An 18,057-nucleotide genomic window follows, 5' to 3' on the forward strand; every position below is an offset into this window, starting at 1 on the left:
GGCCCCTCCGGGCCGAAAGCGCTCCTCCTTGCTTCAGCACCTCATTTCCAGGTGAGGTGCAGCACCTCCAGCCGCTCGATGCCCGGTACCTCCACCTGTGCGCGGCCATCCTTGACGCTGAAGGTTGCGGCGCGGTCGGTAACGACAAGCCATGCCTTCGCCACCGATTTGCCCGGGGGAATTTCCACTGAAACCGTCTGCGCCGCCAGTGGGTAATTTTCGCGTATCGGCCCCTTCATCATCATCGGGTTTGTGAGATTGAAGAGACTGAGCGCGATGCCTTCGGCATTTTCGCGCAACGCCATGTCGATGACGCCAGGACCTTCGACGGTGACACGAGGGGTCTTACCGAGCGCCCAGCGCACCGCATTGCCGATCAGCTTTCCATGGTCGACCGCGAAGACTTCCCAGAAGATCTCGCCGATATTCCATGGGATATAGACGGTGCGGCCGCCCTTGCCGGTTTCGCGGGCGATGACGCCGGCGCCTTCCGGTGCCTTGCGCGGATAGACCTCTTCCATCGGCAGATCGGGGAAGTCGGGAACATAGAGGAAGGGTGTTGTTGCATTGCCGATGGAATCGGCATGAATAAGACGCGTACCGCCCATGATGCGCTCGGCACCCTCATAACTCTGATTGACCGGATGATTGCCCGACAGCGCCACATAGGTGTTCTTGACGATGCCGCGCGGGCCGGAGACGAATTTGGCGCCGAGCACATCGGAAAGGCCGAATTCGCTGCGCTTCTTGCCGAACTCATCACGAAGCGAGGTTTCGTAGGATGCGATGACGCTGCCGCCGCGGTCTACATAGGCGCGGATCGCCTCGTTCTGGGCGTCCGAGAGGCAGGAGGCGTTGGCGAGGATGACCAGCTTGAAGCGGTCGAGGTTTTCCCTGGTCAGAACCTGATCAGAGAGAAGCTCGAAGGGCAGCCGGGCCTCGACGAGGGCGTGATAGAAGCCGAGATCATGTTTATCGGCGCTGTGGCGCTCTTCCGGCGCCCAGTGGCGGAGCGTGGTCGAGGGGTCGATGACGGCGATTTCTGCTGTCGGATGCATGCTTTCGAGAACTGGCTCGACAGCTGCCTGCAGGGCGAAAGCATCGGCGACCGGTTCCACCCAGCGCTTGTCCGGCACGACGCCGTTGAACTTGGTGAACCAGGCATAGAGGCCGTGGGCGGTGCCATCATTGATCCAAAGCTGCATTTCCTCGCCCGAGGTGACAGCATCCTTCCAGCGATATTCCTCCTCCGGGCCGATCGAGGTGATGAGCACGACCGGGCGGTCGGGGAAGGTGGCGCGGATGCGCTTGCCGTTACGGCCGGCCGACCAGCCGAGTTCCAGACCCTTGCGGCCCTGATGATCGACGACAAGGAAGGGGCAATGTTTGGCGATGACCGAGAGGTCGAATTCCATTAACGAGGCGCCACCCATGTTGGGAATGAAGCTCGCATGCGGGCGGATCGCTTTGACCGCGTCGTCCCACTGGGCGATCATGTCGGTCAGCACGCGGCGGCGCCACTGCACCCAGGCTTGCCAGGCGGGATCATCGGCATCCGGCTTCTTCGGCAGAGCATGGCCGAACATGTCTTTGAAGCGGCGGGCGCTGTCTTCGCTGTAATCGACGCCGTGGCCCTGCCAGCGATTGGCGAAGACGGCGTCGATATCGTATTTGCGGACGATCTCCTTCACCACCTCGGGCATGAAGACGGTGTTGTAATCACCATAGGCATTGGTGACCCAGACATCGGGATAGGCCCAGTGGCGGCGCGGTGTGCCGTCGGCATTGATCATCACCCATTCGGGATGCGCTTTTGCCGCATCGTCATGGATTGCGTGCGGGTCGACGCGGGCCATCACATGCATGTCGAGCTTGCGGGCGGCATCAACGAGCGCGCCGAAAATATCCTTGTCGCCCAGATACTTGCTGACATAGTGATAGGGTACTTCACTTGGGTAGTAGGCGATGTAGCCGCCGGCGCTAAGGCATACGGCGTTGGATTTCGTGCGCTTGAAGACATCGACCCAGAAGGCCGGATCGTATTTTTCCGGGTCGTCTTCCACGAAGGTTAGCTGCGTCCAGCGCGTTGCGGTTTTGAACCAGTCCGGCGTGCGCAGCGTGTCGGTATTCTGTCTTCTGGCGTCGAGCATCGTCTCATCCAATCATTGGCAAAAGAAGGCCATGGCGCCGACCGGTAGAGCCGGCGCCCGGAATGCATCATTGCTGTCGCAGGCCATCAGACCTTGTAGAACTGCTCCGGCATGGTGGGAGCGGGCGTCGGCCAGCCGAAGGAGTTCGGCATGGTTTTGGTAATGTTCTTCATGCCGTTCTTGACGATGCCGTAGCCATCCGGCGGCTGGGATATGCCGAAGACATAGAAGTTGTCGGCGGCACCCTGCAGGATCTGCTTCATGATCTCCTGCTGTCCGGCGGCATCTGAGGTCGATTTCAGCTTGTCGTAGAGCTCAAGCTGCTTTTTGGTTTCTTCCGGTGGCTCCTCGGCACTGGCGTTGTTGCGGTCGAGATACCAGAGCTGCCAGGCCGGGGCATACATTGCATTCGAATCCGTCGGTACGTAGTAGCGCGGGTCGAGCATGGCGGCGACACCACCATTCGCACCGAACTGGTGAGCCGTCGCGTCGAAATCACGGCCCTGACGGACACGGGTTTCCCAGAGCGAACGGTCCATGGTGCGCATCTGTGCATCGATGCCGACCGCCTGGAACATGGGGATGACGAGCTGGAAGAGATCGAGGAAGACGGCGCGTGCCTGGTCGATCTCGAAGATCACCGTCAGGCGACGGCCTTTCTCGTCCAAACGGAAGTTCTGGTCGTCACGCTTCGGGATCAGCGTATCGAGCAGGGCATTCGCCTTGTCGACATCGTAGCTCGTGAACTGCGTGGCAAGCTGCTCATTGTAGAGCGGGTCGCCCTGCTTGATCGAAGGCTGGGCAGGTGCGCCCTGGCCGACGAGCACGGCGTCGATCAGCGACTGGCGATCGAGCGCCATGGAGAGTGCCGCGCGAAAATCCTTGTTGCGGAAGAGCTTTCGCTTGGTCTCGTCATTGTGGTTCAGGTTGAAAATGAAGTTCATCACATTGGCTTCGGTGGAAGTCAGCGTGTAGAAATCATACTTGCCCTGCTCGCGCGCATCGTAGAGCACGGACTTGTTGTTCGGTGTGGCGATATACTGGTCCATCAGGTCGATTTCGCCCTGCATGACCTTGAGCAGCAGCACCTGCGGATCGGCGACCATCTGGTAGACGATGCGATCCATATAGGGGAGTTGGTTACCCTCCGTATCCACCTTCCAATAGAAGGGGTTGCGTTCGGCAATAGCGCGTTCGGTATTCTCGCCGGGTGCAGTCGTAAACATCCAGGCATGCAGGCAGGGCTTCTTCGAGGAGTTCAGGAAGAAGGCGTTGTCATCCTGGAAGCCGGAAGCGGACTGGAAGGCGGCGATCCAGCTTTCGAAGCCGCGCTGTTTGGCAAGCTCGTCGGCCTTCGGGTTATAGTCGATATGGAACTGCTCGAGATAATGTTTGGGGCAGCGGGTCGTGTGGTCACTATTGGCCCAAGCGATCTGAAGCGGGAACATACCGTTAGGTTTCGCGAAGATAACTTTAAACGTCTGTTCGTCGACAATTTCGAGCTTGGCCGGCTTACCAGCAGTTTTCCAGTGGCCTTGTCCGTTAACGGCGACGCGCTTGTCGGTCAGGATCGTGTCGTACCAGAATTTCACATCAGCCGTGGTGTAGGGCTGGCCGTCTGACCACTTCATGCCCTTGCGCAGGCGGATGGTGTATTCCGTTGAATCCGCATTGCCGTCGAAGGCCTCGGCGACATTCAGCGTCACGCCGGACCAGTCGGGCGTATAGCGCAGCAGCGGTTCATAGGCCTGATAGCGGAACAGCATCGACAGCGAGCCGCCGCCGACGAGGGCCATATTCCAGTCGCCACCGTGTTTGCCGACGCTTTCGACCGGCTTGATGACAAGCGGATTTTCCGGCAGCCGGTCCTTGAGGGCCGGCAACGCGCCGCTTGAAACTTTGTCTTTCAGAATGTCCGCTTCCTTGAAGTCGGCGGCGAATGCCGGCAGAGCCGGCAGGATCAGAACGGCCGAAGTCCCGGCCAGAAACGCACGACGTTTCAGCTTGATCATAGGGTTCTCCTCCAAAAATCCTCAGCCCTTATCGTTATTTTTTGCTTTCAGGCTGGGATAACGAGAAGAATACATTTGGATATTGTTAGGTAAAGCGTTATGTTCTGTTAGTGCAAGAATTTGCAATTCCGGTAGGTAACGTGTAGCGAAGCGCTCCGAATGCCGGATGGAACATCGAGGTGGAAAGTGGGAAGCAGGGGGCGAGTTACCTTACAGACGATCGCGCGGGAGGTCGGCCTCTCGAAATATGCGGTGTCGCGCTCGCTAGCCGGCAGGAGCGGTGTCAGTGAGGAGACGCGTGCGCTGATCCGCGCGGCGGCCGAACGGCTGGGCTACACGCGCCCTGCCGGCCAATCGCAGACCAATGATATCGCCGTCGTTTTCCACGATCTCGATGCCGTCAACAGCGAACTTTACATGCAGGTTCAGAATGGTGTGCAGCGCGAGGCGCATAGGCTGGGCATGGCGCTGCGCATCCGCTGGACCCACAGCCCTAGCCAGCTGGAAGAACTGGCGCATTCGTGCGCCGGACTGCTGCTCGTCGGCCCGCATGACGGAGAAGCGATCGTGGCGGCGACGGCGACCGGTATCCCTGTCGTGCGTTTCGGCTGGGTCGACCCGCTGGAGCAGGCCGATCAGGTCACCGGGACCGATCATGAGGCGGGGCAGGCGGTATTGCAGTATCTCATCGAACTCGGCCATCGGTCGATCGTTTATGTCAACGGCACGCCCGGTTTCCGCGGCCGACGCGAGCGCTTCTATGGCGCGCGGGAGATCGCCGAGCGCTGCGAGGACGTCTCACTGCATGTGCTGCGGTTTGATGAGCAGATCGGCTTCGGAGAAGCCTTTCGCGATCTCAAGGCAAGCGGGATCCACCCGACGGCCTTCTTCTGTGCGCATGACGGTCTAGCGCTGACTGTGGTTTCCGAGTTGCTGGGGCAGGGCTACCGCATTCCCGACGACGTTTCGGTCGTCGGTTTCGGCGATTTTTCGCCCGCCACGCAGATATCGCCGGCACTGACGACCGTGCGGATGGAAGGGCAGGAATGCGGGGCCGTAGGCCTTCGGCTTTTGCTGGAGCGCATCGAAAATCCTCGCCTGCCGGGCATGCCGGCTCGGCGCATCATGGTTGCCTCGCGCATTATCGAGCGCCGCTCTGCAGGTCCGTGCAAGGTGCCGGCGACGATCGGTCCGGCCAAGCGGGAATCGGAACCGGCTGAGTTCAGCGCTCTTGTGAAGTGATCAGATCGGCTCTGCCGGGTCGCTGTTGATGGCGACCGTCAGCCCAGGGTGGCAATCGCTGCCTTAACTGTATCCGCACCCGGTTTCGTCGGCTTGTATTCCAGACCGACAGCGCCGGTATAACCGTTTGCGAAGACCCAGTTCAGGCGATGGGACAGATCGATCGTGCCGGTGCCGGGTTCGTTGCGGCCGGGATGATCGGCGACATGGACATGGAATACGCTGTCGATGCGGCCGGCCAGGACATCCTCGGTACGCTCGTCCATGACGGCGGAGTGATAGATGTCGTAGACGATGCCGATTTCGGAGCGGGCGATATCGTCAACGATATCCAGCCCCTCGCGGGTGGAATCGAGGAAATAGCCGATATGATCGATGCGGATATTGAGCGGCTCGACACCGAGGCGCACGCCGCTGTCCTTCAATATGTCGGAACCGGCACGCAGGGTTTCGGTCAGCGCCTTGCGCTGTTCGTCCCGCGTGAAGCCCTTGAGGTCATCGCCGGCCTGAGCGATCAGGACAGGGGCGCCGAGGCGCTTTGCAACGGCAACGGATTCGGCAAGGCCCTTCAGCCAGGTTTCGCGATTGGCGGTATCGGTCAGCGCGATCATCGGCTCGGCGACGAGGCTCGTCACCTTGAGGCCGGTTTCCTTCAATGCGGCTTCGATCGCGTCGAGGTCCTTGTCCGTCCAGCGCCAAAACTCGATGGCCTTGAGGCCGGCGGCATGGGCACGGCGGATGCGATCGGTGAAATTATCGCCTTCCTCGGCAAACAGCCATTCAATGCAAGCTGAATAAAGACGCATGAAAATTCCTCCACTATGCCCGCAGGCATGCGACAGAACGCGACCTGCGGCAAGAGGGATCAGTTAGCAGCACCAATGATTTTCCGCCATGGCTTGACGGGCAGAGCCAATGCCGGAAGAGTTGGCGGAGCGGCCGGACCGCCGGCCGGATTGGGAGGATTTCATGGATCTTGGATTGAAGGGGAAGACCGCCGTCATCACGGGTGGTTCCGTCGGTATCGGGCTGGCGATCGCCGAAGGGCTGGCGGCCGAGGGTGCTAACCTCATTTTGTCTGCGCGTGGACGCGAGCGGTTGGATGCTGAAGCCGTGCGCATTGCCGAAAAATATGGTGTCAGCGCCATTGCGGTCGAAAGCGATGTGGCGACTGTCGAAGGCACTGAGGCGATCATCGCGGCGGCAGCCGAACGTGGTGGAGCGGATATTCTCATCAACAATGCCGGCACCGGCTCCAATGAGACGGTCATGGAGGCGCCCGACGAGAAGTGGCAGGCGTATTTTGATCTGCATGTGATGGCCGCCGTGCGGCTTGCCCGTGGAATTGCACCGCAGATGAAGAAGCGCGGCGGCGGGGTGATCCTTCACAATGCCTCGATCTGTGCCGTGCAGCCGCTGTGGTACGAGCCGATCTATAATATCACCAAGGCGGCGCTCATGATGTTTTCCAAGACGCTCTCCACCGAGCTCGTCAAGGACAAGATTCGCGTCAACTGCATCAACGCCGGCCTCATCCTGACGCCCGACTGGATCAAGACCGCCAAGCAGCTGACAGCGGAGACCGGTGGTGACTGGGAGGGCTACCTGCAGAGCGTGGCGGATGAGCATGCCTCGTCCAAACGTTTCGGCACGCCGGAGGAGCTTGCAAACTTCTTCGTCTTCCTCTGCTCCGACCGAGCGAGCTACAGTATTGGCTCCACCTATTTCGTCGATGGCGGCATGCTGAAAACGGTCTAGACGAGACTTCCGGTCTCGCATCGGTTGGCGGTGCGAGACAACCTTCTGGAGGCCTGCAAGGTTCAGGAAACTCTGAATAGCGGTTTTACGGCAACATATTGCTGATGTAGCCTATAAAAACTGGTTATTTTGTTGTCTCTTCATGGTTTTGACTCTATTTGCCTGCTATTACAGAAGCATAATGCCGGAAAGTGCAGGGCGACCCAGATGTTGACGAAAAAAGGAAAATACGGATTGAAGGCGCTGGTCGATCTGGCGCGGCTGGCGCCGGGCGAGACCGCCTTCATCAACGACATCGCGTCGCGCAACAATATTCCGAAGAAGTTTCTCGATACGATCCTGCTCGAACTGCGCAATGTCGGCATCCTGCGGTCGAAGAAGGGGCCGGGCGGCGGGTATTCGCTGTCGCGGCCTGCGTCGGAGATCCGCATTGGTCATGTTATCCGTACGCTGGATGGGCCGCTTGCGCCGATCCGCTGCGCCAGCCGCACGGCTTACGAGGCCTGCGATGACTGCGCAGATCCCGAGACCTGTCAGGTGCGGCGCTCGATGACCGAAGTCCGGGACGCGATCGCTGCCATTCTCGACAACATGACGCTCGAACAGTTCGTTGTCGGCGGCGGCATCGAAACGGTCGAGGAAAAGGTCCCGGTTTCCGCCGCGAGCTGATCCGCGCTCCCCTTATTTCCACGCAATTCCGGACGCAAACCGTGGCACAGTTTTGCGGGAGTTGCTTCAACTTTCCCTGATTTTCAGAATATGCGCGCCTGCTGCGTTCAACAGCGGCTCGCGCTGGATTGCCATGTCGTGGATGCGGGCGTTGCGCCAGTGACGGTCGAGGTTGAGCGCTATGCTGCCGGTCGCGCCCCGGGCCAGTTCGAAGAGAGCATTTGCCGTGTCCAGCGCCACCTCGGTTGCCGTGAGGCAGGCGGATGAGGCGGAGAAATAGGCTTCCGCCATGGCTGCTTCGGCGGGGCTTACCTGGGCGATATCCAGTTTGCGGCCTGCCTGTTCCAGCGCGCCGGTCGCGATTTCGATGCGGATGGCGCGCTCGCCGATTTTGCCAAAGAGGGCAGAGGGCTCCTTCGCCATGACGAGCAGGTCGGCAAAGGCTGCACGGGCGATACCGAGGCTGACGGCTGCCTGCAGCAGAAGGCCCAGGGACTTTTCCGTCGTGTGATCGCCGGATGGAGCGGCGGTGACGGTGTCTGCATTCACATGCAGCTTGCCGGCAATCAGCGTTGCCGTGCCGTTGGTGCGCAGCCCGAAAGCATCCCAGTCGTCCACCGCCTGCAGTTCCTCGCTGTCACGCAGCAGATGCAACGTCACCCTGTGGCCGCCGGGATCGATCGCTGCTGCGGCGATCCAGTCGGAGAAAAGGATGGCGGCTGCCTGTTCCGACCGGCCTGTCAGGCGAAAGCCGGAGCCCTCGGCAACGAGGCCTGCCTGATCGGTAAAACGGGTTGCAGCGAAACGGTCGCCGTCCAAGGCGCGGGTGAAAAGGGCGATCTTCAGCTCTTCCGAGGGCTGGTTGCGCAGCCCTTCCAGCACGCGGAAGTGAGATGTCAGCACGTTGCCGATCGAGGCATCGCTTTCGGCAACGATGGCGACGATCTCGGCGAGCAGGGCGTTGGAAATATCAAGCCCGGTATATTCAGGGGGAACGGTGATTGCTGTGAGGCCGGATTGCGAGAGCGCGTCGAGCTCGGCGTTTGGCATGAGGCGGTTGATGTCGCGCTCGCTTGCCTGCCGGCGAAATCCGGCCGCAAGCTCGCGAGCCGCGGAGATGGCCTCCTCCTCAGTCTCGATGCGGTGCGCCGGAGGACGCACATAGTCGTGCAGTTGCGATACGGTGCCCATCTGCCACTCTTTCCTGGTGCTAAAAAAGTGCGTGATTGCATCGACTTGCGTAAGGCCGCTTTTTCCACAAAAGCCCGGCCGGCGGAATTTTCTTACCAGCTTGATCGCCTTGCCGTATGCTCTACTTATGGTTAAGGGACGGCGAACTGATCAGGAATGATGATGAGTGATTCTCTTGCACGAAGCCGCGAGGGTTCGAAGGCTGGACGTCAGCCGCGCCCGCGCGTGAGCATGGATATAGCCGACATCCCCACTTATGCCATCGGCGACGTGCATGGTCGTCTCGATCTGCTGCAGAAAGCGGAAGAGGCGATCGTCCGGGATGCAGAGCATATACCGGGCACCAAACTCATCGTCATGCTTGGCGATTATATCGACCGCGGTCCACAATCGGCGCATGTCATCGGCCATATCATGGACCCGGCGCCCGAGGGTTTCGAGCGCATCTGCCTTGCCGGCAACCATGAGATCGTCATGCTCGACTATATCGACGGCTGGGCATCCTATGACGACTGGATGACCATGGGTGCCGCCGAGCTTCTGCGATCCTACGGTCTCGATCCCGATCACCTGCCGCTCGTTTTCCGTTCCGGTGCGCAGCTCGACGCCTTCATCCGCCAGTCGCTGCCGCATACCCATATCGATTTCATCCGCTCATTGCCGATCATGCTCGATACGCCCAATGTCGCCTTCGTGCATGCGGGCATCGACCCGCGCGTGCCGCTCGAAGAGCAGGCCGATGACGATCTGGCTTTCATCCGCCAGCGTTTCCTGGAAAGCCCGCTGCCACTGCCGAAGCTCATCGTCCATGGTCACACGCCCGGCGATCAGCCGGATGTGCAGCCAATGCGGCTGAACCTCGACACCCGCGCCTTCAGGAGCGGCAGGCTCTCCGTCGCCCGCTTCTGGCAGGGCCAGGTTTACCTCTTCTCCACCTGAAACCGGTTCAGGCAGCATTCTCCTCCGCATCGACCTGAGCCGGCGCTTCCGCCGGCTTTTTGCGCCAGCGGCGCAGCACGACATAAAAGACCGGCGTCAGGAACAGGCCGAAGATCGTCACACCCAACATGCCCGAGAACACAGCCGTGCCGAGCGACTGGCGCATTTCAGCACCTGGGCCGGTGGCGATGGCAAGCGGTAGAACGCCGAAGATGAAGGCGAAGGCCGTCATCAGGATCGGGCGCAGGCGAAGATGGCTTGCCTCGATTGCGGCATCCACGACGCTTTTCCCTTCTTCTTCCGCCTGTCGTGCAAACTCGACGATCAGAATGGCGTTCTTGGCCGCAAGGCCGATCAGGACGATCAGGCCGATCTGGGTGAGGACGTTGTTGTCCATTCCCCTGAGCCATACGCCGATCAACGCGGCGAGCACTGCGAGCGGAACGATGAGGATGATGGCCAGGGGCAGGACCCAGCTTTCATATTGTGCCGCAAGCGCAAGGAAGACGAAGATCACCGACAGGGCGAAGATATAGATGGCGGTATTGCCGGTATGGGTTTCCTGATAGGCAAGCTCGGTCCATTCAAAGGTCGTTCCGGGCGGCAGGATCTGCCCCGCCAGCGCTTCCATCTTCTTGATGGCATCGCCGGTCGATGTGCCGGGAGTCGGATTGCCCTGAAGCGGCACCGAGACATACATGTTGTAGCGCTGGACAAGTGCCGGACCGCTGGAATCCTGTATGTCCGTCAGAGTGCCGAGCGGGACCAGTGCACCGGTTGCCGATCGAACCTTCAGCGCCAGGATGTCGTCCCTGTCCATGCGATATTGCCGGTCAGCCTGGGCGCGAACCTGATAAACGCGCCCGAATGCATTGAAGTCGTTCACATAGGCAACGCCGAGGTTGATGGACAGTGCGTTGAAGATGTTGGGGATCGGCACGTTCAGGAAACGTGCCTTGTCGCGATCGATCGCAAGGAAATATTGCGGGCTTGCATCCGAGAATGTCGTGAAGACGCCGGTAAGCCCCTCGGTCGTTGCGGCAGCACCCATCATCTGGCGGGCCAGACCAAGGACGCGCGTCATATCAGCGTTTTCAAGATCCGAAATCTGCATCTTGAAGCCGCCGGAATTGCCGACGCCGCGCACGGATGGCGGTGGGATGGCAATAATAAAGGCTTCCTGGATGCTTTGCAGCTTGCCGTAGAGTTCGCCGATGATCTTGTTGGCGGTTTCGCCACCTTCTTCACGTTCGGCAAAGGATTTGAACGGGACGAAGACGACGCCGGCATTCGAGGCATTGGTGAAAGTTGCCCCGCTGAAACCGGCAAATTGCACGGCATTGCCGACGCCCGGCACCGTGCGGGCAATGTCACCCACTTGTTTGACGACGGCGTCGGTACGCGCAAGCGAAGCGCCGTCCGGAAGCTGGATGACGATGATTGCGTAACCCTGGTCCATGGTCGGGATGAACCCCGAGGGAACTTTCTGTCCCATGTACCAGGTAGCGCCTAGCAGGCCGGCGAAGACAATAAGCGAAGCTGTCAATCCTACCCAACTGCTGACCAGATGCCGAACGATCCAGGAATAGCCGGAACTCATTCGATCGAATCCGCGGTTGAAGCCGTTGGCAAGCCCGCTTCCCAGCTGGGAGAAGATATTCTTGTGCTTGGTCTCGTGATCGTGGGTTTTCAGCAATATGCCTGCGAGCGCAGGCGACAGCGTCAGCGAATTCAATGCGGAAATTGCCGTGGTGACTGAAATCGTCACCGCGAATTGTCTGTAGAATTGTCCGGAAATGCCGGGAATGAAGGCCGTCGGCACGAACACCGCGATCAGCACCAGCGAGATGGCGACCACGGCGGTCCCGACTTCGTCCATCGTGACGTGCGCCGCCTGTTTCGGGGTCATGCCGCGCGCCAGGTTTCGCTCGACATTTTCCACCACCACGATCGCGTCGTCGACGACGATGCCGATCGCAAGGACGAGGCCGAACAGCGTCAGCATATTGAGCGAGAAGCCGAAGGCGAGCAGGACCGCGAAAGTGCCGATCAGCGATACGGGGATGGCGATGATCGGAATGAGGGCAGTTCGCCAGGATTGCAGGAAGACGAGGACGACGATTGCCACGAGGATCGCCGCTTCGGCGATGGTCCTGTAGACTTCATTGATCGAATCCGAGATGAATTCGGTCGTATCGTAGACGATGCGGTACTCCAGACCCTGTGGGAAGTTCTGGGAAAGATCCTTCATGATCCCTTGGATCTGATGGGCCGTATCCAGTGCATTGGTTCCCGGTCGGGCGAAGATGCCGAGAGCAACTGCGGGGTCATTGTTGAGATAGCTGTTGGTGACGTAGTCTTGTGCGCCAAGCTCGATGCGGGCGACATCCTGCAAGGCCACAAGCCGGCCGGTGGCCGTCGATTTCACGATGACGTAGCGGAACTGGCGCACATCCGAGAAACGTCCGTCCGTTCGCACCGTATATTCAAACGCATTCTTGCCGGTGACGGGCGGGGCGCCGATCTTGCCACCCGATACTTGAACGTTCTGGTCTCTCAATGCGGCGACGACGTCATCGGATGTCATTCCGTAGGCGGAGAGCTTTTCCGGATCCAGCCAGATTCGCATCGAATACTGGCGCTCGCCGAAGAGTTGCACGTCGCCGACGCCGTCAAGGCGCACGAGAACGTCGCGTATGCGGTTGCGGGCGTAGTTCGAGACGTAGAGCTGGTCATAGCGGTGTGACGGCGACAAGAGGTGCACCACCATCATCAGGTCAGGCGAGCTTTTGTCGGTGGTCACGCCAAGCCGCTGGACTTCCTCGGGAAGACGGGGCAGGGCGATGGAAACGCGGTTCTGGACAAGAACCTGGACCTTGTCGAGATCGGTGCCGAGCTTGAAGGTGATCGTCAGCGACATGGCGCCATCGGCGCTGGAGTAGGAAGACATGTAGAGCATGTCTTCGACGCCGTTGATCTGCTGCTCGAGCGGGGTCGAAACCGTATCGGCGATCGTCTGCGGGTCGGCGCCCGGATAGGAGGTGCGCACGACAATGGTCGGCGGCGCGATCTCCGGATATTGGGAGACCGGCAATTGCGTATAGGCGATGCTGCCGACAACGAGGAGAACGATCGAGATGACGGCCGCAAAGATCGGCCGGTCTACGAAGAAGTGAGCAAATCTCATTGGCCGCTCTCCGCACCGGCGGTTTCCGGCGGAGCGTCCGTCCGCTCCTTCGGCAGTTCGGTCATCTGAGGTGTTACCTTTGCGCCGGGCCGGGCGCGTATCAGGCCGTTGACAATCATCGTCTCGGTGCCGTCGAGGCCTTCGCGAATGACGCGGTAGCCATAGAGCCGCGGACCGGGTCTCACGGGCTTGGTCGATACCGTGCCGTCTGCGCCGACGACATAGACAACGCGCTCGTTCTGGTCTGCGCCGATTGCCTCGTCAGGGACGAGAATGGCCTGATAGGTGTTGGAGGCTTCGACCTGGATGCGGCCGAAGAGGCCGGGCTGAAGGACGAGATCGGGGTTGGGGAAGCGGGCACGCAGACGAATGGTGCCGCTTTCGTTGTCGATCCGGTTCTCGGCGAAATCGAGTTTTCCCTTGAATGGCTTGGCATTGGGATCCGAGATCGTGACTGTCACGTCCAGTCCGCCACCGCCCTGCTGGAGATCCTTGCCCAGTTTGCGCGCCGTGTCGGCGAAATTCAGCAGCCGGCGCTCGTCGACGTCGAAATAGAAATCGATCGGGTCGAGTGAAACGATCGTCGTCAGCACCGTCTGGTCGGTCTGCACGAGGTTGCCGGCGGAGATCAGGCGGCGGTCGATGCGGCCGCTGAGCGGCGCCTTGATCTCGGTATATTCCATGTCGAGAGAAGCGCGATCGGCAGCGGCCTGTGCGCCGCGGACATTGGCCTGGGCCGAATCGAATTCGCGGCGGCGATCGTCCAGCGTCTGCGCCGATTGGCTGCCGCTCGAAGCGAGCGACTGAGCACGCTTGTATTGCGCATCGGCAAAGACCAGAGCCGATTTCGAGGCCTCAAGCGCAGCATTGGCTTGGTTGAGCGCGGTTACGAATGGCCTCTGATCGATGACGAAGAGCCGGTCGTCCTTCTTCACCAGAGCGCCGTCGGTGAAGTCGATTTCCTGTAGGTAACCACCGACGCGGGAGCGGATGGAGACTTCGTCGACAGGCTCGAAGCGGCCGATGAACTCATCATTGTCGACCACATCGCGCACGACGGGTTTGGCGACGGTGACGGGCGGGGGAGCAGGCGCCTGCTGGGCCTCAGCGATGAGCGGTAGGAAGGCCGCAACGCAGCCGAGCGCCAATGTCTGTCGAAGCGAATAAGCCATTCCGGTCCCCCTTGCGGGCGGCCGAACGCAGCCGCCTGAACCTATGCCTGAGATAAGCTGTTCATGTCTGCTGGAACGAAAGCATGAGCTTCGTCCTAAGTCCGAATTCTACTCATGCTTGGCTGCCGGGAAGATGACAGGTGCAAGCCAGCACCTCGAAATCAACCGGAGGAAGAAAATCCTGCTTCTCCCTAACTCTATGAAGGCAGACTATAAACGGGAGAATCCAAAAATTGCAAATGCCAATTGATTGCATGGATTTGGAGTTCCACAAACCCCGGGCATTTCCGCCGATGCCTCGCTTTGTCAAATTGCTGAGACGAGTTTCGGCCGCTGCTTGAACCTTTCGAAAGACCGGATCGAAGGCTCCGCTAGGTGTGGGCTGCGGCATTTTGGCCGCAGGTGCGGAATCTTGAGGTTGTATCCTTGTGCACTGCATATGCTCAATATATCTACCAATATCATAAGGATGCTTATTACTAGCCGGCGAAGGTATATGACCAACAATCCAACACTCGGTTTTCTTCTGCACGACGTGGCTCGTCTGCTTCGGAAACGGTTCGAGCAGCGCGCAAAGGACCTTGGGCTGACGCGGTCTCAGTGGCAGACGCTTGCCTATCTCGCCAATAATGAGGGCATCCATCAGAGCGGGCTTGCCGAAATCCTCGAAATCGAGCCGATCACGCTGGTCCGCATCCTCGACAAGCTCGCCGAGCGCGGCCTGATCGAGCGCCGCCAGCACCCGACCGACAGGCGTATCTGGCTGCTCTACATGCGTGAAGCAGCCCATCCGATTCTCGCCGAAATGCGAAAGATCGGTGACGTGACCCGCGGCGAGGCGCTGGAAAGCATAACACCCGAACAGCGCGACCAGCTTTTCCACATCCTATCCGTAATGAAGACGAATCTGGTGCAGGCGTGCCGGAGTCCGGTCGCCGAGAATGAGACGAAACATGGCTGATCAATCCCCCCTGCGCGTCGTGTCCGACGCGAATGCCAAGAACCCTGTCGAAGAAAAAGAAATTCCCCAACAACCGGAAACGGTGGCTGAGGCGCCTTCATCCAATTCAGCGCCCGCGGCTGCCGCGGTGGCTGCGCCTGGCGGCAACAAGGTCCGCCGCCGGCGCAGCTTCACCCGCCCCGTTCTCTTTGCCCTGCTGCCGGTGGCGCTCGTCGTCGGTGGCTACTACTACATCAATGGCGGTCAGATCATGTCGACCGACAATGCCTATATCCAGGCGGATATGGTGGGCATCACGACTGACGTTTCCGGTCTCGTCGAGCAGATCAACGTGCATGAGAACGAGCAGGTCAAGGCGGGGCAGGTGCTCTTCAGCCTGCGCTCGGATTCCTTCAAGATCGCGCTCGATGGCGCCAAGGCGCAGCTCGGGGCGCAGCGCAACCAGATCATGAACCTGAAGGCCAGCTACCAGCAGTCGCTTGCCGAGATCACACAGGCCGAAGCCGATCTGCCCTATTACCAGGATCAGTTCGACCGGCAGCAAAATCTCGTCAACAACGGCAGCGCGACACAGTCGGCCTATGACGAAGCCAAGCACAATCTCGAGGCGGCACAGCAGAAGGTTTCCGTCGCCAAGGCGGAAGCCGCAACGACGCTTGCTCAGCTCGGCGGCAATGCCGACCAGCCGGTCGAGGAAAATCCGCTCTACTTGCAGGCCAAGTCGCAGGTCGACAACGCTCAGCGCGAGCTCGATCACAGCGTTGTCAAGGCACCTTTCGACGGCATCGTGACCAACGTCAACGCGCTTCAGGTCGGCTCCTACCTCCAGGCTTCGCAGCAGGCCTTCTCGCTGGTTTCGACCTCGCATCTATGGATCGCCGCAAGCCCGAAGGAAACTGAGCTCACCTACGTCAAGCCCGGCCAGTCGGTCGATATCTACGTCGACACCTATCCGGGCGCGCTTTGGAAGGGCAAGGTCGAGAGCATCAGCCCGGCATCGGGTTCTTCCTTCTCGCTGCTGCCGGCACAGAATACGACCGGCAACTGGGTAAAGGTCGTACAGCGCATTCCGATGCGCGTCAGCATTGACGACTCTCAGGGCAAGCCGCCGCTTCGCGTCGGCATGAGCACGGTGGTCGATGTCGATACCGGCCATGCGCGCGGCCTGCCTGATTTCGTCAACAACCTTTTGGGCCACGGCAACAGCCACGAGTAACGGCCATGAGCACTGCTCCTACATCACCGGCAACCCCGGTTGCCAATCGCGGCGCGATCACGGCCTGCGTTATTCTCGCCGTCATCATGCAGGCGCTGGATACGACGATCGCCAACGTGGCGCTGCCCTATATCCAGGGCAGCGTTTCGGCCTCCGCCGACCAGATCAACTGGGTTTTAACCTCCTACATCGTCGCGGCCGCGATCATGACGCCGCCTTCGGGCTTTCTTGCTGCCAAGTTCGGCCGCAAACGTGTGTTGCTGACGGCGATTGTCGGCTTCGTTGTCGCCTCCGTGCTTTGCGGTCTGGCGCAGTCGCTGCCGCAGATCGTTGCCTTCCGCCTGCTGCAGGGCCTGTTCGGCGCCTCGCTGGTTCCGCTTTCCCAGGGCATCCTCCTCGACATCTATTCCGCCGAGGAGCGCGGCTCGGCCATGGCCCTATTCGGCGTCTCGGTCATGGTCGGGCCGGTTCTGGGTCCTGTCATCGGCGGCTGGCTGACGGACAATATCAGTTGGCGCTGGGTCTTTTACATCAACATCCCGATCGGCGCGCTCGCCTTTGCCGGCATCGTCATATTCGTCTCGGAGACGAAGAGGGATGCGCTCGCCAAGCTCGACTGGTTCGGCTTCGGAATAATGAGCCTGTTTATTGCGGCGCTGCAGCTGTTCCTCGATCGCGGCGAGCAGCTCGACTGGTTCTCCTCCGGCGAGATCATGGTCGAGGCGATCGTCTGCTCTGCGGCCTTCTATCTGCTGCTGGTGCATACGCTGACGGCGGAGAAATCCTTCGTCAATCCGCGGCTGTTCCTCGACCAGAATTTCACCGTCAGCATGATCTTCATCTTCGTGATCGGCATCACCTATCTCGCCTCACTGGCGCTGATGACGCCGTATCTGCAGACGCTGATGGGCTATCCGGTCACTACGGCGGGCATCGTCATGGGACCGCGCGGTCTCGGCACCATGCTCTGCATGTTCATCGTCGGCCGGTTGATCGGCAAGGTGGATACCCGTTGGCTGTTGCTGCTCGGTCTCGGGCTGACGGCCTGGGCGATGTACGACATGACCGGCTGGACGCCCGACGTCTCGCAGTGGACGATCGTCTCGGTCGGCTTCATCCAGGGTGCCGGCCTCGGCTTCCTCTTCGTGCCGCTGACGACGATTGCCTTTGCGACGCTGCCGGCCCAGATGCGCGGCGACGGAACCGGCCTCTATAACCTGTCGCGAAACATCGGCTCCTCTGTCGGCATTTCGATTGTCTCGGCACTGATTGTCGAGAACACGCAGAGCAACCATGAGTTGATTGCGGCCTACGTGACGCCGTTCAACCACGCCTTCAATGCGACGGCCGCACAAAGCCTCAGCCCGCTGACGGCGGTCGGCCGCGCGGCGCTCAACGACGTCATTACGCTGCAGTCGACCATCATCGCTTATATGGACGACTTCAAGCTGCTGATGCTGATGTCGCTCGCCGTCATGCCGCTGGTCCTGTTGTTGCGCAAGCCGAAGGCCGCGCCGGCCATGGACCATAGCGCCGTCATGGAATGACGTTGAAGGTTCC

13 protein-coding genes are annotated in these 18,057 nt (G+C 60.2%); 7 read left to right on the forward strand and 6 right to left on the reverse strand.

The annotated features are described in order from the left end of the window. Positions 1-41 precede the first annotated feature (41 nt). Both ACR9ZQ_RS06925 and ACR9ZQ_RS06930 read right to left on the reverse strand, forming a co-directional pair. Complete coding sequence (locus ACR9ZQ_RS06925; protein WP_481427391.1) at positions 42-2,150, reverse strand: family 10 glycosylhydrolase; 2,109 nt, start codon at positions 2,148-2,150, stop codon at positions 42-44. Between the two features lie 86 nt (positions 2,151-2,236). Further along, complete coding sequence (locus tag ACR9ZQ_RS06930; protein WP_481427392.1) at positions 2,237-4,162, reverse strand: ABC transporter substrate-binding protein; 1,926 nt, start codon at positions 4,160-4,162, stop codon at positions 2,237-2,239. 186 nt (positions 4,163-4,348) lie between these two features. On the opposite strand from ACR9ZQ_RS06930, the gene ACR9ZQ_RS06935 reads away from it, so the two are divergent. Beyond that, entirely contained in the window at positions 4,349-5,404 is a 1,056-nt protein-coding gene (locus ACR9ZQ_RS06935) for a LacI family DNA-binding transcriptional regulator (RefSeq protein ID WP_481427393.1), read from the forward strand. 38 nt (positions 5,405-5,442) lie between these two features. Here ACR9ZQ_RS06935 and ACR9ZQ_RS06940 read toward each other — a convergent pair whose 3' ends face one another. Then, positions 5,443-6,210, reverse strand: a complete 768-nt coding sequence (locus tag ACR9ZQ_RS06940) for a TIM barrel protein (RefSeq protein WP_481427394.1) — start codon at positions 6,208-6,210, stop codon at positions 5,443-5,445. Positions 6,211-6,373: 163 nt separating this feature from the next. On the opposite strand from ACR9ZQ_RS06940, the gene ACR9ZQ_RS06945 reads away from it, so the two are divergent. Both ACR9ZQ_RS06945 and ACR9ZQ_RS06950 read left to right on the forward strand, forming a co-directional pair. Continuing rightward, entirely contained in the window at positions 6,374-7,162 is a 789-nt protein-coding gene (locus tag ACR9ZQ_RS06945; protein WP_481427395.1) for an SDR family NAD(P)-dependent oxidoreductase, read from the forward strand. Between the two features lie 207 nt (positions 7,163-7,369). Then, complete coding sequence (locus ACR9ZQ_RS06950; protein ID WP_113319555.1) at positions 7,370-7,831, forward strand: RrF2 family transcriptional regulator; 462 nt, start codon at positions 7,370-7,372, stop codon at positions 7,829-7,831. 66 nt (positions 7,832-7,897) lie between these two features. Here the strand turns inward: ACR9ZQ_RS06950 and ACR9ZQ_RS06955 are convergent, their stop codons facing one another. After that, positions 7,898-9,022, reverse strand: coding sequence for an acyl-CoA dehydrogenase family protein (locus ACR9ZQ_RS06955; RefSeq protein WP_481427396.1), 1,125 nt, complete (start codon positions 9,020-9,022; stop codon positions 7,898-7,900). Positions 9,023-9,184: 162 nt separating this feature from the next. On the opposite strand from ACR9ZQ_RS06955, the gene ACR9ZQ_RS06960 reads away from it, so the two are divergent. After that, positions 9,185-9,961, forward strand: a complete 777-nt coding sequence (locus tag ACR9ZQ_RS06960) for a metallophosphoesterase (RefSeq protein WP_481427397.1) — start codon at positions 9,185-9,187, stop codon at positions 9,959-9,961. 7 nt (positions 9,962-9,968) lie between these two features. On the opposite strand, the gene ACR9ZQ_RS06965 is transcribed toward ACR9ZQ_RS06960, so the two are convergent. Together ACR9ZQ_RS06965 and ACR9ZQ_RS06970 are read right to left on the reverse strand one after the other, a co-directional pair. Next, entirely contained in the window at positions 9,969-13,148 is a 3,180-nt protein-coding gene (locus tag ACR9ZQ_RS06965; protein WP_481427398.1) for an efflux RND transporter permease subunit, read from the reverse strand. Then, positions 13,145-14,320, reverse strand: a complete 1,176-nt coding sequence (locus ACR9ZQ_RS06970) for an efflux RND transporter periplasmic adaptor subunit (protein ID WP_481427399.1) — start codon at positions 14,318-14,320, stop codon at positions 13,145-13,147. Before ACR9ZQ_RS06970 ends, ACR9ZQ_RS06965 begins: the two co-directional genes overlap by 4 nt. A gap of 496 nt (positions 14,321-14,816) precedes the next feature. Between ACR9ZQ_RS06970 and ACR9ZQ_RS06975 the strand changes: the two genes are divergently transcribed. Genes ACR9ZQ_RS06975 through ACR9ZQ_RS06985 form a run of 3 tightly spaced genes read left to right on the forward strand, consistent with a single transcriptional unit; the run spans position 14,817 to position 18,044 of the window. Beyond that, positions 14,817-15,281, forward strand: coding sequence for a MarR family winged helix-turn-helix transcriptional regulator (locus ACR9ZQ_RS06975; protein WP_037070867.1), 465 nt, complete (start codon positions 14,817-14,819; stop codon positions 15,279-15,281). Continuing rightward, on the forward strand, positions 15,274-16,497 hold the full coding sequence (locus ACR9ZQ_RS06980; protein ID WP_481427400.1) for an HlyD family secretion protein: 1,224 nt from the start codon (positions 15,274-15,276) through the stop codon (positions 16,495-16,497). Before ACR9ZQ_RS06975 ends, ACR9ZQ_RS06980 begins: the two co-directional genes overlap by 8 nt. A gap of 5 nt (positions 16,498-16,502) precedes the next feature. Beyond that, a complete protein-coding gene (locus tag ACR9ZQ_RS06985) occupies positions 16,503-18,044 on the forward strand; it encodes a DHA2 family efflux MFS transporter permease subunit (RefSeq protein ID WP_481427401.1) in 1,542 nt (513 codons plus the stop codon). Positions 18,045-18,057 lie beyond the last annotated feature (13 nt).

Source organism: Rhizobium sp. KNZ14-9A, from assembly GCF_056755015.1.

Bases quoted from the DNA above. Each gene is read 5' to 3' on its own strand.
- ACR9ZQ_RS06955 (WP_481427396.1), bottom strand. From the start codon at position 9,022: ATGGGCACCGTATCGCAACTGCACGACTATGTGCGTCCTCCGGCGCAC.
- ACR9ZQ_RS06975 (WP_037070867.1), top strand. From the start codon at position 14,817: ATGACCAACAATCCAACACTCGGTTTTCTTCTGCACGACGTGGCTCGT.
- ACR9ZQ_RS06965 (WP_481427398.1), bottom strand. From the start codon at position 13,148: ATGAGATTTGCTCACTTCTTCGTAGACCGGCCGATCTTTGCGGCCGTC.
- ACR9ZQ_RS06930 (WP_481427392.1), bottom strand. From the start codon at position 4,162: ATGATCAAGCTGAAACGTCGTGCGTTTCTGGCCGGGACTTCGGCCGTT.
- ACR9ZQ_RS06980 (WP_481427400.1), top strand. From the start codon at position 15,274: ATGGCTGATCAATCCCCCCTGCGCGTCGTGTCCGACGCGAATGCCAAG.
- ACR9ZQ_RS06970 (WP_481427399.1), bottom strand. From the start codon at position 14,320: ATGGCTTATTCGCTTCGACAGACATTGGCGCTCGGCTGCGTTGCGGCC.
- ACR9ZQ_RS06940 (WP_481427394.1), bottom strand. From the start codon at position 6,210: ATGCGTCTTTATTCAGCTTGCATTGAATGGCTGTTTGCCGAGGAAGGC.
- ACR9ZQ_RS06985 (WP_481427401.1), top strand. From the start codon at position 16,503: ATGAGCACTGCTCCTACATCACCGGCAACCCCGGTTGCCAATCGCGGC.
- ACR9ZQ_RS06960 (WP_481427397.1), top strand. From the start codon at position 9,185: ATGAGTGATTCTCTTGCACGAAGCCGCGAGGGTTCGAAGGCTGGACGT.
- ACR9ZQ_RS06950 (WP_113319555.1), top strand. From the start codon at position 7,370: ATGTTGACGAAAAAAGGAAAATACGGATTGAAGGCGCTGGTCGATCTG.
- ACR9ZQ_RS06945 (WP_481427395.1), top strand. From the start codon at position 6,374: ATGGATCTTGGATTGAAGGGGAAGACCGCCGTCATCACGGGTGGTTCC.
- ACR9ZQ_RS06925 (WP_481427391.1), bottom strand. From the start codon at position 2,150: ATGCTCGACGCCAGAAGACAGAATACCGACACGCTGCGCACGCCGGAC.